Origin of the sequence: Amycolatopsis coloradensis, from assembly GCF_001953865.1 — a bacterium.
In the GTDB taxonomy this organism is placed as follows: Bacteria; Actinomycetota; Actinomycetes; order Mycobacteriales; family Pseudonocardiaceae; genus Amycolatopsis; species Amycolatopsis coloradensis.
Map to the genome: position 1 here is coordinate 13,886 of NZ_MQUQ01000007.1, position 14,007 is coordinate 27,892.

The window sequence follows — 14,007 nt, forward strand, 5'->3', positions numbered from 1 at the left end:
GCGGTGAGAGTCCGGTGGAGTCCACCGGACTCTGCCGGACACCGTACTCAGTCTCTCGACCAGACGACGTCGTTACTGGTCACCTCGACCCCGGGCCCTGCCAGGGTCGCAACGCCGTTCGGGTCCGTCCGGACCCCGTGCCGGACCCCGCTCCTGGCGTTGAGGCTGATCAGCAACACAGGCGAGCACGGACCGGCCGGGCTCCCGATCTTGAAGAACAGGACACACAGCATGTGGACGCCGCTGATCACCCTCATCGCCCTGGTACTCCTCACAGCCGCCGGTGCCGCTGCGGCCGTGACACTCACGACGAAGGACCCCGGGCGGGCCCACCGCGCCCTGACCCTGCTCAAAATCCTGATCGGCGCCATCCTCGGCAGCAGCGGNNTTCACTCAGCCCGGCTTCTCCAGCCCGTTGTGGCAGGCCTCCTCGACGCCTCCCCTATCCGTCCCGTCCGCTCCCCCAGCGCGTCGACGCGGGGGCGGCGAACCAGCTCGCATCGAGCCGACGTGCCCCTGCGAGTCCATGAAGCGCATGGCCCACGAAGAAACGAGATCGGAATGCGAACAAGCTCGATTGGTCCCGATCGCCGGATTCGGCGACCGTTCCGACGTGTGCTCGTGGAGCGGCAGTGTTGCCGGGTGGCTTCCTCTGCGCGCGACCTGTTCGGACTGGAACTGCCCAGGTGCCTCGGGGACCGCAGCGTCTGCACGGGGATCCCGACAGCTGACAGCGCTCCTGTTGCGCATGTCCGGAGCCTGGTGGCCAGCGTCGGCACGACGAGTGGCCCCTCGGTTGCGATCGAGAGGCCACTCGCTATTCGCCCCAAGCCAGGCTCAGCTTGGGTTTAACGCTGGGTGTGGCTATTTGTGCACCTGGACCGCGCTCTGGTGGTGACTCGTTCCCGAAGAGGTGGGACGGATCTTCCTTGCCAGATCAACGCCAGCAGCGCCAGCTGTAGGGGTCGTTGCTGTTGAGCGGGGTCGCCCAGGTGTTGCCTCCGTAGACGCGTTGGCATTCGCGGTTCAGGTCGACGCTGTAGTAGCCGCTCGTGCCGCCGAGGTTGAGACGGCAGCGCCAGTCGTAGGCGTTGGGCCCGATGAGGACTGCGTAGGTGATGGCGCCCCGCTGGGTGTCGCAGGCGGCTTCGACTGACAGGCCGCCGATTACGGTGGCCGCCTGGGCGGGGACGGTCAGCCCCAGCCCGAGGCCGAGTGCCAGTACAACCGCTGCGGCGATTCTTTTGAACATGGCGTTCTCCTTTCCGCGCGGTGCGCGGTGCATCGCGCGTGTGTGGTTGGTGCGGGACGGGGTGGGCGGGGTGGCCGCGGGGACGCGGCCACCCCTGTTTCCCTCCCCCGGGTCAGGCGATGGTGGAGTTGCTGCGCTGGTCGAGGCCTCCGGGCAGGTTGCGGCCGGTGCCCTTCCAGCCGGGGGTGACGTTGTTGAGACAGCGGGTGTCGATGTAGTTCTTCAGATCCGGGGTGGCCAGCGGCGCGTGCCAGCTCTCCAGATCGAAGGTCGGCCCGGTCTCCGAGTCGATGCGCCCGAAGATGACGTGGCACTCGATCTGCTGGTAGATGCTGTCGGCCAGCCCGTGGTAGAGGCCGGGGACGCAGCCCTGCACGTCGTGCCAGAGCTGCACGGTCGCCTCACGTCCGCGGCCGGAGACCTGGGCCCAGCGCGCGTTGTCGGTCGGCGTGATGCTGATCCGGAAGTCCGGCGCGTAGGACGTGGTGTTGACGGTGACGCCGGCGCTGTAGGCGCTCACCCCGCACGGGGCGGCGTTCGCGGTTGCCGCGATCGGCCCCAGCATCGTGGCGGTGCTCAGCCCGAGCGTGGTCGCCACGAGCATCGCCGCTCGCCGCGGTCCCCGGCGGGCCACCGTGACGGTGGCCCGCTTGTCGAAATTGGCGGACATGGTGTGCTGCTCCTTCCCTGCTTGTGAATGTCTTCACAAGCGATCGCGGGCACTCCCTGGAGGGGGCGTGTTCCGCTGGATGCGCACACGTCGCGTCGAGGGATCAGGTCATCGTGTGCACCCGATGACGCGGTCTCTTCTCCGAAGATGATCACTCTGCGTGTCACCTGTCGCTCCGGAGGTACGGGTGACGGGTGGCGTTGTGTGCGCTTTGACCATTCCGAGTTTTCCCTGCTGGGAAGCGGTTTATCAAGATCAGCAAGGGTTACGTACAGAACCCGTACACCTGCGGACGGTGAATTCGCTGGTCCTCGCCCGGTAGCGTTGCCGTCACCCATTGTTGCCTTTTGCTGATGTGAGGAGCACCCGCAGGTGACCGAGCACCCAGGCACCACCGAGAACTTCCCCGATCCCCGTCTCATCCACACCCGCGCCGCCCTCCGTGAGGCAATGCAGACGATGAGGGACGCCGGCGGCTGGACCTTCCGCGGAATGAGGGACGCGTGCACCACCGCCGGACACGCCGTCTCTTCCAGCACCTTGCAGGGCTGGTTCGGCGGCAGCCTCCCGCAGCCCGGCAACGAGGACGCCTTCACGACGCTGCTGGCAATCTTCGGGATCACGAGGCGCGGCGAGCTCGACCTCTGGCTCGAGGCGATACGACGGCTGCGGCCGAAGCCACGGGTAGTGGCCGGGGTGGAGCCCTACCGGGGACTGGAGAGCTTCGGGGCTGAGGACGCGGACTGGTTCTTCGGCCGGGAGCCGCTCGTGCGCACCATCCTCGACCGGGTCGACCGGCTCCACGATCTCGGCGGTGGCGCGCTGATGCTCGTCGGCGCCTCCGGCGCGGGGAAGTCGTCGGTCCTGCACGCGGGTATCCAGGCCGCGCTGCACCGTGGACGACTCCCGGGCAGCGGTGCCTGGCCGGTCCTGTCAATCCCGGCCGGGCCGACGCCGCTGCGCGGCCTGGCCGACGTGCTGTCCGTCCGGCTCGACGACGACCCCGACCGGATCGCCCGCACCCTGGCCGACTCCCCCGCGCAGGGCGCGCACTTTCTCGCCCGGTTGCTGGAGGACCAGCAGCGCGGCGGCCCGTCGGGCGGCCGGCCGGGCGCGGTGCTCATCGTCGATCAGTTCGAGCAGGCCCTGACCACCGAGACCAGCGACGACGACGCTGCTCTCGACACCTTCTTCTCCGTCCTCGGCGCCATGACCCGCGCGCACCTGGGCTGTGTCGTGCTGTTCGGCGTGCGGGCGAATCTTTACGAACCGGCGCTCAACAACCACCACCTGCAGAGCCTGACCGGCGGGGATCAGGTAGCCGTCACGCACCTGGACGACGAGGGCCTGCGTGCGGTGATCGAGGAACCGGCGAAGAAGGCTGGCGTCCGGCTCGACGACGGATTCGCGGACCTGCTGCTGCGTGAGGTCTCCTCGCGGCGAGGCCGCACCGCCCACGACGCCGGCGTTCTTCCCCTGCTCTCCCATGCCCTGCACGAGACCTGGGTCCGCGGTCAGGGGGAAGCGATGACCATCGCGAACTACACCGCGATCGGCGGCATCGACAAAGCGGTCGCCGCGAGCGCGACCGAGGTGTTCGACGCTCTCACCCCGGCGCAGCAACGGCTCGCCCGGCTGTTGTTCCGCCGCCTGACCCACATCCACGATTCCGGCGCGGACGTTCGCCGCAGACTCCCGCTGGCCGAACTCCCCAGCCAGCACGACGATCCCGATCTCCACGAGGTCTTAAACAAGTTTGTCCAGCAACGGCTGCTGACCGTGGACGCCGACACCGTGGAGATCACCCACGACGCCCTCATGGTCGCCTGGCCTAACCTGCGCGCCTGGATGAATCGCGACCGGCGCGGCCGCGTCCTGCGCCAGCATCTGGAACAGCGGGCCTACGACTGGGACAAGCGCGGACGGCACCCGGAAGACCTCCTGCAGGGAACGTTCCTGGACGACGCCACGCGATGGTCGACCCGCTACCCCGGCGAGGTGACCGGTATCCCTGCCGAGTACTTGTCCAGCAGTCAGCGTCAGGTTCGACGCAAGAAGCGGCAGCGCGGCGGTGTCATCACCGCGCTCGCCGTCCTGGCGGTGATCGCGATCACCGCCGCCATCGTTGTGGCCGTCCGGGAGAACATCGCGGCCCGTGAGCGCGACGAGGCCACCTCGCGGATGATCGCGACCCAGTCCGCCACCTTGCGCGGGAAAGACATCGCCAGTGCCCGTGAGCTGGCTCTGACCGCGTACCGGACCTCCCCGACCGTCGAAGCCCGCTCGGCGCTGGTTGACGCGACCGCGCTGAGACCCGCGGCGCGGATGCGCGCCACCGACGGAACGACGACCATGTACGCGGTCGGGATCGCCCCGACGGGAACCATCGCCGCGGTCGCCGTCGACACCACTGTCACCTTGTGGAGCATCGCCGATCCGGCGCACCCCCGGAGACTTCCCGCGCTGCCACAGGAAAGCTGCGCCCGCGTCTACGCCTTGGCCTTCCAGCCGCACGGAACACTCCTCTCCGCGGCGTGCGGCGACGGCACCCTCCGGCTCTGGGACCTGCGCGACCCCGAACACCCCATCGCCCTGCCGTCCGAGACCGGCCTCGGAGCCAAGGTTCTCTCCGCCGCCTACAGTCCCGACGGCACGCTGCTCGCCGCCGCGATCGCCGACAAAGCCATCGAGGGACGCCCCGTCGGCGGCAGCGTCCAGTTGTGGCGCGTCACGCCCTCGGGTCTGCGGCGAACCGGCGCGTCCTGGCGCGTCGATCCGGCCGCGGCCGCGAAATCCGTGTCCATCCACCCGGGAAACGGCTACCTCGCCGTCGGCACCGACTCCGGTTCGGTCCAGGTCTGGGACATCCGTGATCCCGCATCACCCGCTACGCCGGTGCCCTTGCCCGGCCCGCGAAAGCCGATCGGGCAGCTGGCGTTCAGCCCGGACGGGCGACGTCTTGCTTCCGTCGGTGCCGACGAGCCGGTGTTCCTGTGGGACACCGCCGATCCGGCCGCCCCCGTCCGGAGCACGATCACGCTGGAAACGGGCGCGCGAACCTGGAACAACGCTGTCGCGTTCACCCCCGACAGCACCCAGCTCGCCGTCGCTTCTTCCGATTCCGATGTCGGAGTCCGCACGTTCGACCTCGCGACCGGGAAAGTCACCGCCACCCTGCCGCACCCGTCCAACTCCACCGCCGTCAAATTCAGCCCCACCGGTGCCTACCTGCTCACCGGCGCCAACGACGGAGTCGCACGGCTCTGGCCCGTCGACGCGCCCGAACTGGCCGGCATGACCGACGCCGTCAGCGCCACCCGGTTCAGCGCTGACGGCCGGACACTCGCTCTCGGCAGCGGCGATCTCCGGCTGCTCGACATGACCAACCCGCATCGGCCGCATCTGCTCGCGCCACCGATCACCAACCCCGATGGCTTCTCCGGCACCGTGGCCTTCGCCGCCGACCGCCGTACCCTCGTCGAAGGCCGCGGCAAGTCCGGCACCGTGCAGATCTACGACATCTCCGACCGCACCCGGCCCACGCCCGTCGGAGCGCCCTGGACAGCGCACAGGACCATCGTGGACTCACTCGCCGTGAGCACAACGACCATGCTGCTCGCGACCGGCGGCCGCGACGGCACCCTCCACTTGTGGGACCTCAACCGCCGTGACAGGCCAGTAAAGCTTTCCACCGTGGGCACCTTCGACGGCTCGGTCCACTGGGTCGAGTTCAACCCGCGCGGCAATCTCCTGGTCGCCGGCAGCGCCGACCGCACCCTGCGCATCTGGGACATCACCGACCCAGCCCACCCGCGCCAGCTCGGACCGACGCTCAACCCCGCACGACACTACATCTACTCCACCGTGTTCAGCCCCGACGGCAACACCCTCGCCGTCAGCCTCGCCGACAGCACCATCCAGCTCTACGACCTCACCAACCCCGCTGAGCCTCGCAAGATCAGCACACTGACCGGGCCCACCGACTACATCTACTCCGCCACTTTCACCAGCGACGGAACCACGCTCGCCGCCGCGGCCACCGACGGCACGGTCTGGATCTGGGACATCACCGACCGAGCGAAACCCGCCCATCAAGCAACCTTGAGCCTGGGCATCAAGGCGATGTTCACCCTCGCGTTCCAGCCCGGCACCCGCGTCCTCGCCGCCGGCGGCATCGACAGGAAGGCCTTCATCTGGAACACCGATCCCGCCGCCGCGGAGACCAACATCTGCTCCGACGTCGGCGACACCATCTCCGAACAGGAATGGAACCGGTACATCCCGGCCCGCCCGTATCAGCCGCCCTGTAGGTAGAACCGGGAACGACCTGAGGTCCGGCCACCAAGATCGGCCCCCGGATGCCCCCGCTCGGCCCACGAACTCGGCCGGTGAGGTCCGCGCACCCGGGGCCGGTCTTGTTGCTCGAGCTCCACGCCCTCGACGTCGACGCTCGACCGCCCCGGGCCCGGAAGAGGTTCGAGGCCGGGGCGGTCGAGGTGGGTGCCTGCCGCTGGCGGACGGTCACGCTCCTCGTGGCGAGAGCTCGTGTTTGCTGTGTGTGGTGCCGGAGTGAGCGCTGGTCCTCCCCCCGCTTCGCAGGGCTTCCCGTGGCGTCCTGGTCGCGTGGGTTGACGGGAACAGGTGGCTGCGGGGGCCCGGCGACGGGGCGCACCTATTCGCCGAGGGCCTTGCGGATTGCCCAGCCGATGAGCTGGCCGGCGAGTACCTGCAGCGGGACCTTCACTCTCGGCCACACGTGCCTCCACCATCCGGGAGCGGTCAGTGCGGGTTGCTGCTGGTCGTGGTTCGTGGGTCCTGGCATGGTGTTTCTCCCTTGTTGTTGGTTGTGCGAATTTCAGGTTGAAGCAAGGGAGTACGCCGTTTGTATTGGTGGGTGTCACATGGGCTCGGCGTCCGGGAGGTCACCCGGACGCCAGAACGACCTCGGGAAGTGGTCGAAACCGTCGTGCCAGGCCGCTTCCGTCGCGCCGTGCGTCATGCGCCGGGCCGTCCAGAGCGACTGTTCGGCCAGCCAGGCCACGATCTCCGGCGAGGTCCCGGCGAAGATCTCCTGGGCTACGGAGCCGCGCGGCCACCGCCACATGGGCTTGGCCTTGCGTGAGGTTCTGCGGCGCGTGACGAGCACGGTGAAGTCCGGGTCAGGGCCAGGGCTGGGTTGGGACACGATTGGTTCGCCGGTGGTTCGCGTGTGGTGCGGGGCCTGCTCGTAGGCGGCGGCCATCGCGGCGCACCGCTGTTCGGCGTCGATGAAGCCGAAGTCGAACGCCTTGTCGACCGGCAGCCACAGGTACGGCGTCGGGGAATCGGCCTCGGCGTCGTAGGGAATACCGCCGTCGACTTCGACGCTGGACGCGTCGTCCATCACCGATGTCCCCCATTCGATGAGGACTGCCTCGACGAATTCGAGGATCTCCTCGGGTCGCAGGGTGCGGGTGTGCGCGGCGAGCGGTTCGATTCCGGGCACGGGGTGGGGATGTCCGGGACGAAGCGGCCACACGACCTGGCGGCCGTCGACCGGCCACGCCATGACCCGGTTTTGCGCGGCCCACTGGGCCAATCGCGGGGGTAGTTCCTGGCCGCGAGGGACGACGTGGGTCGCCCAGCCTGCGGGCGCCCGAAGCGACCATCCGGGAGCGGCCACGGCCCGGGTGCTGGGTGTGTGTCCGTCGAGCGCGAGCAGCCAATCGGTGAAGTCCTGGAGGTCGACCTTGCGGCCGGCGCGCCACACCGCGGTGGAGCCGCGGCCGTCGGCATCCCATTCGCCGATACCGCGCCACCACCGGCTCTTGTCTAGAGTGTGCCGCAGGTCCAGCCGCCACTCGTCCCAATCGTCGTCCTGCTCGTACAGCCACTGTTCTTTCGCGGCCCCGGCGTCATCGTCGGTCAGTAACCCGCGAGCCAGATTGGCGACGACGGTGAACCGGGTCTTTGCGTGCCAGAACACCTCCTCGTCGAGTTGCTTCGAGATCCGCAGGAGCCGTTTCTCCGCCGCCGACAACGTCTCTTCCTGCTTGTCGCGCACGTACTCGGCCTGGTCCTGGATCGCCAGCTCCGGGCGAGTGATGGTCGCGGCGACCGCCAGCTGCCACAAGCCGAGTGCGGCGTTGTGCCGCAGCACCGGCAGCAGGCGGTACAAGAAGGGATCGGTGAAGGGTTCCTGCACCGCGATGGCGGTCACCACCGCGTCGGTCAGCGATCGGGCGACGTAGTCCTGGTGCGCACGCGGATGCTGCCCGGGCAGCCGCAGCGACACCGCGCGGGCCTGGTCGGCCAGCCCCTCCGGTAGCCGCAGTCGTAGTGGCTTGTCGGTCCGTTTCTGCCCCCGCGGAGCGGGACGCGGGTAGCGCAGGACAGTCGCGATGTGAGTGAGCCTGTCTGCGGGTTGCCGCGCTTCTTGCGCGGCGGTGTGCTCGGCGAGTACCTGCCGCACGGCTTCGTCACGCGACACGCCTCGCCGTAACGCGATCCGGGCGAGCGCGTTCAGTACGCACGGCAGTACCCGCACGTTGGTCTCTCGCAAGGCGGCCACGGCCGTCAGCGCACGCGCTCGAACATTACCCGTGGTTCCGCGGGTTGGGGCAGGACGAGACCTTCGAGTGGATCATCGTCGGGGTGGTGGAAGACGCACCGGCGGGCGCCGTTGGCGATCTCCTGATTCAGCCTCCTGTTGACCGAGGTCGTGCCGGCGATCACGCGGTCGCGGCCCGCTGTCTCCTCCATCAGCAGGGACGCACGGCGATCGAGCGGAACCAAGACGCCGTTGTTGGAGGTCAGGCTCAGCGGAGTGCGGACGTCGGCGCCGGGGATCGGGATCAGGGTGACAGGCGAGTCGGACGTGATCAGCGTTTTTCGCCGGAAGAACACCACGGTCCAGGTGCGGCGGAGAAGGGTGTCGACGCTGGCGCGGAAGCTGTCGACCATGGACTGCAGGTGCGTTGCGCGAAGCTGGTCGCGGTCCTGGCGGGACAGTTCTCGGTGCCGCACATAGGTGTGCGGGCCGGAACCGGGAAAGTCATCGAGGTCCTCGCGGATGCCGCGCCCGGTGATCTCGCCGGTCAGCTCGGCGGTGACGGCTAGCAGGTCGCGCTGGCCCGGGGTGCGCAGGTGCTGCAAAGCAGCCCACGCCGCGATCCGCTCCCGGCTGTCGTCCGTGAGAGGCTCCTGGTCGTCGACCAGGCGACGAACGGCGGTTGCCGCGGCGCCCTCCACTTCCGCCAACTGGTCCTCGAAGGCGTCGGAGGGATCACCGTCCGCGGTGTGGGTGAGGTAGAAGTCCTTCTCGACGGTCGCCGAGGCCACCGAGATCAAGTGCCGCTTCGTGCCGGGCAGCTCGACACGCACCAGATGCGGATGTGCTCGGCCAGCGTGCGGGTGCTGCCCGAAGCGAGTGAGGTGGGAGCGGGGCACTGTGTGGTGTGCCCGCTTGCGCTTCTGTTCGGTCATTGGAATTCCATCCGCCTCGTCCGCTTGTCGAGCCCAAGTATGTCCGCGCCTGGAAGCAGCGGCGACCATTCGCCAACGTGACAGGATGTGGAGGCCGGTCCGGGTGGTGGATGCCTCGACAGCTCTCCCCCGGACCGGTTTTTCATCCGGCTAATACGCAAAACGTTTTGTGTATTAGCCGGATGATGTGACAGGGTGTGTATGTCGAGGCAGCCCGCGACATGCGGGGATTCCACCCATCTACGTCGGAGAGTGCGCGATGAGCGAACCCAAACCTATCCATGAGGACATCGATCTTGGTCGGGCCTGGCAGGTTGGCCGCCGGATCTACGTGCGGTGCGGCTACAACTCGTCGCTCGGTGAGCAACTACGTCAGCTCGGCGCGAACTGGGACCGCGATGAGAAGCGGCTCTGGGTCGGGTCAGGGAAGAAGCCGCGGGTGATCCCGCTCGTCCAGGCAGCCGACGAGCGCGTTCGGCAGATCGAGGAGATCAAGCAGCAGGGCCGATGGCTGACCATCCCCTACGAGGCGTCCGACATCCGCCACCGTGCCAAGGACGAGGCTGTGGGCGGCGTCTACGACGGCGATCGGAAACAGTGGGCCTTTCCCACCGATGAAGGTCTTGCCGAGATCCGAGAACTTATAGCCGAGCGTCGCCGTCGCGAGGAAGCCGCCGCCGAGGAGGCCAGGCTGCAGCGCACGGAACACCAGCGGTCGATTAGGGAGACCGAGCAGGCCGAGGCGGAGCAGGAGAAGGCCAGCCGCCGTGAACGGCTTATCACCGCGTCCGGCCGGACTCCGACAGGCGACGAGGCCGAGTTACGGGTGATCTCCACCCGTTTGATGAACAAGGCCACAGCCTGGACGATGGCCGAGCCGCTGGGAACGCTGGCGCGACTGCGTGACGGCCGCCGCGGCATCGTCGTCGACCGGAAGGTCTGGTTCACCGACGAAGAAATGGCGTCATCGGTCTGCTGGCATCGCGAGACACATGACGAGGCGCATTGGGACATCCTGCATACTCTCGCGATCGTGGAGCCCACTGCCGAGGAGCAGGCGGCGGACGACGCGGAGCGGGCAGCGCACGCCGACGCCGTCGAGATCCACCAGATCATCGAGGCCGCAACTCGCGGCGGAGACATTACCCAGGGTTGGAATGGGATCGAGGATTCCCAGCGGGTCGGTGTCATCCGTTGCTGGTACGGCACGGGCGAGCGGAACCCCGGTGGCACGCTGATCTTCACCACCGACGAACGCGTGGTTCTGCAGCATCCCGGCTACTACGACGACTACCTTCACACCGAGCGAGTGTCGACCGATCCGGAACTGGTCGCGCGGGTCCGCGCGGTGCTCGCCAAGGGAAGCCGACAGCGGGAGCACGTCGACCAGCTGATTTACGAGTACGAGGTGGTATCGGGTGACCAGCCCTGACCCGGGTCCGCCCCGGTGGCCGTTGACGCGCGTGGAGCTGGCCCGCCTTTACGGCGTCAGCCCGTCAACGGTGACCCGTGCCCTGGCAAGGGCCGAAGAACGGCACCGCGACGACCCGTCAGAGCCGGCGCCTCCCCGCCCCGTCAACCCCGACCAATCGATCTTGCGGTACCTGCCCGACGAGTTCGATCGGTGGTGGCCGACCCGACCAGGAGTCGGCCGCCGACCTCGACCGCGACCAGCCGACCCACCTGCGCACACCGAGTCAACCGAAGACCTGGAGGTAGAAGATCGTGCCTGACCATGTCGATCCCGCCAAGGCGATTGCCGATGCCTACGGCGCGTACGCGATCGCCGGCCGCCCCTATCGCGGCGCGCTGCCCTCTGAGCTGGCCCCCTGGCACCTCTACATCCCCGACGGCGGCCACAGCATCCTGATTGTGACCGCGCAGGGCCAGGGCACCCAGGACGCCGTGGCGGCGCCGGTGAAAGCCGTGCTGCGCGCGGGCTGGACCATCACGCCCGAGGGTTACGTGTTGTGCGAACTGCCGATCGATCCGGTACTGGGATTGATCACCGAGCCTGCCGATTCCGAGTTCGACGCGGACAAGCCCGACTCGTCACCGCAGCTGTACAAGTACGCCGTCGGCGAGCTTTACAACCCCGGCAAGACCCGGTGGCCGGATGGCGCGTGCCAGTGGAAGTTGTCCGACCAAGGCGTCGAGATGGTGCTGTTCTTCGGAGCACCCACCAATGTGGAGATCAACGCGGTCAAGAAGGGCGACGCCCGGTTCGCTCTCCTCGCGGGCGAGCACGCGCTGATACTCGCCCACCGGTTTGATCCCCTCCCCTGGTCTGACACCCCCTGGCAGGCCTGCCGTCAGACCGACGCGCCCACCGGTCTTCCCCTCGTCGGCCCGGATGGTCACCTACTGGTGAGCGTGACCCTGGTCGATGCCAACACTGGGATCATCAAGGCGATACGCGGCACGACATGGCCAGCCCGGTTCGTCGAGGCTCTGCGTGCCGCCATGGGCACCCAGGCGCGGAACAGGTCCACCGAGATCCAGGGCGCCACCGAGATCGACGCCTGGTACAGGCGGTATTCGACGACGACCGAGCTCGTGCGCGCCGCGGACATCAACACACGCGCCTGACGTCCGCTCCTCACGGGGCTGGGCTGGGCGCGGTACAGAGCGCGGACGTGCCGCCCGGTCTCCACCGTGGCCGTTTTGTCGGTGGTACACGCTAGCCTGGTTTAGCTCGAGTGGTCCCTGCCTGTGCAGGGTTTGCCTCGCGTATGCGGGGATTCGCAATGCAGCACCCGTCGCCGACGGGCGAGGATCTCGCGCCCGCGCGAGATGTCTGCTGCGATCCCGTGTTCATACAACAAAAGGACAAGCCCTTTGCGCCGCAACCAATTTTCGGGTTCGTGCCAGCGTTGCTGGCAGCACGTTCCGGCGAACGACGGCGTGCTGGACCGCAACGACGGCCGGTGGACGGTGCTTCATGACGGTGACTGCCCGCCTACTCCGGCGGCTACACCGGCCCGACGTGGGTGATCGACGCCAGCGAGCCCGGCACCCCGGATCGCACGCCCGGATCGCTCTGGCAGATCGGCGATGTCCTGCGGGCGAAGGTCCCTTCGGTCGAGCATCCGGTTCCCGAGGACTCCCCCGGCCGCTGCGGCGAACCAGGCGGCGTCTGGGTGTCGCTGATCGTCAGCGTGCTGGCGGAGGCGGAGCCGCAGTTCATCCGCGACGAGGACGGCGACAGTCCCGCCGCGCTGTTCGGTGAGGACGGCTGGTGGTTCCGGGCGAAAGTCCGTCCCGCCACCGCCGAGAAGGCCGCTCCCCTGCTCGCCGAGGAAGCCAGCGCCGCACGGCGACGGGACCTGGAGCGCCGCCGCCTGGCGGAGTTCGCGTTCGGCTACGGGCGCATCGACGACGGCGAGGTCCCCGCCGAGCCGGACACCTCCGCCGCGGTAGCGGTGCCCTTCGGCGCGGAGTCGCGTCGGCGGGGCTGGCCACCGGACCGCCTGCTGGTCGACCAGCAGGCAGGTGTGGTGTGGTGTGGTCGCTGACCTACCACGGGGCCGATGGCGATGACTGGTCGCTCAACAACCTCGGCCCGTACGTGGCGTGGCGGCAGCCCCTGACCCCGCGTCGGGCCGAGGTGATCCGCGCGTTGCGCGAGGAATACGAGCTCGCCACCTGGCAGTCGGAACTGCGGATCGGGCCCGCTGCCGCGCGGCGACTGCTCGACGCGGGCTGGGACTACAGCCGCGCGCGGATTCTGCGGTGCTTCGCGCTGTCGGACGAGACCGACGCCGCCGCGTTCCTCGCGCGATCACGCGAGGACTGGGACAGCGCGGGATGGCTCGACATGAACAGCGCGCTCTACGGGCATCGCGTCCTGCCCGCCGACGCCGCCCGGCTCGCCGACGCCGGGATCGGCCACGCCGCGATGTGCGATCTGCGCGAGGCCGGGCACACCACCGTCGAGCAGCAGATCGCCGCGACCCCGCCGGACGTCCCGGACACCCCGGGGCGGATCATCCTGCGCCCGCACCGCAACGCGTCCCGGATGACCGGTATCAAGGTCACCACTGATCCGGAGCTCGCGCGGCAGTGGGTAAGCACCCGCCGGACCTATTGGTGGCCCGGGGCAGTCGAGCACTCCCCCGGCGTCCGGCCCGTCCACGTGGTCCGGACCGGAGGCCTGCGGGGAGGCTGGTCGTTGTGGGATGACGGAGCGCTCGTGCGCGGCGCGGACTGGCTGGAGATCTATCAGCCGGAACGACGCGAAAGCCTGTCCGCACCAGCTCCCGCCGGGTTGCCGGACGCGGCCGCGCACGCCATCGGTCTGGTGGCCACGTGCAGCAACACCGCGTGTCGTGATCGCGCGATCTGGCATCCGCTGCGCGACGCGGTCACCCACGCCGAGACGATCGTGGAACAGGACCAGTCCGATCGGGTGTCGTGGACGAGCACGAAAGCCCTGTACCGGCACGACTACACCCTGATCGACGGAAGCGTGCGGAGCCTGTGGCAGCTCCACAGCAGCGAGGGTGGCATGTCGTCCGGCGGGGACGGTGAGTTCGACGAACGTCACGAGCTCTGGCCGGCGGAGGCCCTCGCGCGTGCCGCCTACGCGCAACACTCGCTCGGGTGACGCCGCGCGGGAACC

At 68.7% G+C, this 14,007-nt stretch carries 11 protein-coding genes; 5 read left to right on the forward strand and 6 right to left on the reverse strand.

The features are described 5' to 3' along the window. Positions 1-47 precede the first annotated feature (47 nt). The 3 genes from BS329_RS42555 to BS329_RS15270 form a co-directional block, all read right to left on the reverse strand. Positions 48-257 carry a hypothetical protein gene (locus BS329_RS42555; RefSeq protein ID WP_143253039.1) on the reverse strand — a complete coding sequence of 70 codons (210 nt, stop codon included), beginning with the start codon at positions 255-257 and terminating at the stop codon, positions 48-50. Between the two features lie 680 nt (positions 258-937). Beyond that, positions 938-1,252, reverse strand: a complete 315-nt coding sequence (locus tag BS329_RS15265; protein WP_076161166.1) for a hypothetical protein — start codon at positions 1,250-1,252, stop codon at positions 938-940. 112 nt (positions 1,253-1,364) lie between these two features. Further along, a complete protein-coding gene (locus BS329_RS15270) occupies positions 1,365-1,922 on the reverse strand; it encodes a hypothetical protein (RefSeq protein ID WP_076161168.1) in 558 nt (185 codons plus the stop codon). 372 nt (positions 1,923-2,294) lie between these two features. Here BS329_RS15270 and BS329_RS15275 point away from each other — a divergent pair, with 372 nt between their 5' ends. Continuing rightward, complete coding sequence (locus BS329_RS15275; RefSeq protein WP_076161171.1) at positions 2,295-6,236, forward strand: nSTAND1 domain-containing NTPase; 3,942 nt, start codon at positions 2,295-2,297, stop codon at positions 6,234-6,236. Positions 6,237-6,594: 358 nt separating this feature from the next. Here BS329_RS15275 and BS329_RS43350 read toward each other — a convergent pair whose 3' ends face one another. From BS329_RS43350 to BS329_RS15285, 3 genes are all read right to left on the reverse strand, one after another. Continuing rightward, a complete protein-coding gene (locus BS329_RS43350; RefSeq protein WP_158075786.1) occupies positions 6,595-6,744 on the reverse strand; it encodes a hypothetical protein in 150 nt (49 codons plus the stop codon). A 75-nt stretch (positions 6,745-6,819) separates the two neighbouring features. After that, positions 6,820-8,472, reverse strand: a complete 1,653-nt coding sequence (locus BS329_RS15280) for a hypothetical protein (RefSeq protein WP_076161174.1) — start codon at positions 8,470-8,472, stop codon at positions 6,820-6,822. A gap of 5 nt (positions 8,473-8,477) precedes the next feature. Further along, positions 8,478-9,386, reverse strand: coding sequence for a DUF4238 domain-containing protein (locus BS329_RS15285; RefSeq protein ID WP_076161176.1), 909 nt, complete (start codon positions 9,384-9,386; stop codon positions 8,478-8,480). A 259-nt stretch (positions 9,387-9,645) separates the two neighbouring features. On the opposite strand from BS329_RS15285, the gene BS329_RS15290 reads away from it, so the two are divergent. From BS329_RS15290 to BS329_RS15305, 4 genes are all read left to right on the forward strand, one after another. Further along, positions 9,646-10,818 (forward strand): hypothetical protein, encoded by a 1,173-nt coding sequence (locus BS329_RS15290; RefSeq protein WP_076161179.1) that lies wholly within the window; start codon positions 9,646-9,648, stop codon positions 10,816-10,818. A 293-nt stretch (positions 10,819-11,111) separates the two neighbouring features. Beyond that, positions 11,112-11,975 carry a hypothetical protein gene (locus tag BS329_RS15295; RefSeq protein ID WP_076161181.1) on the forward strand — a complete coding sequence of 288 codons (864 nt, stop codon included), beginning with the start codon at positions 11,112-11,114 and terminating at the stop codon, positions 11,973-11,975. Between the two features lie 401 nt (positions 11,976-12,376). Next, positions 12,377-12,901 carry a hypothetical protein gene (locus BS329_RS15300; RefSeq protein WP_076161184.1) on the forward strand — a complete coding sequence of 175 codons (525 nt, stop codon included), beginning with the start codon at positions 12,377-12,379 and terminating at the stop codon, positions 12,899-12,901. After that, the gene (locus BS329_RS15305; protein ID WP_143253040.1) at positions 12,889-13,992 is read left to right on the forward strand and encodes a hypothetical protein; all 1,104 of its coding nucleotides are present in this window, start codon (positions 12,889-12,891) and stop codon (positions 13,990-13,992) included. Before BS329_RS15300 ends, BS329_RS15305 begins: the two co-directional genes overlap by 13 nt. Positions 13,993-14,007: the final 15 nt, after the last annotated feature.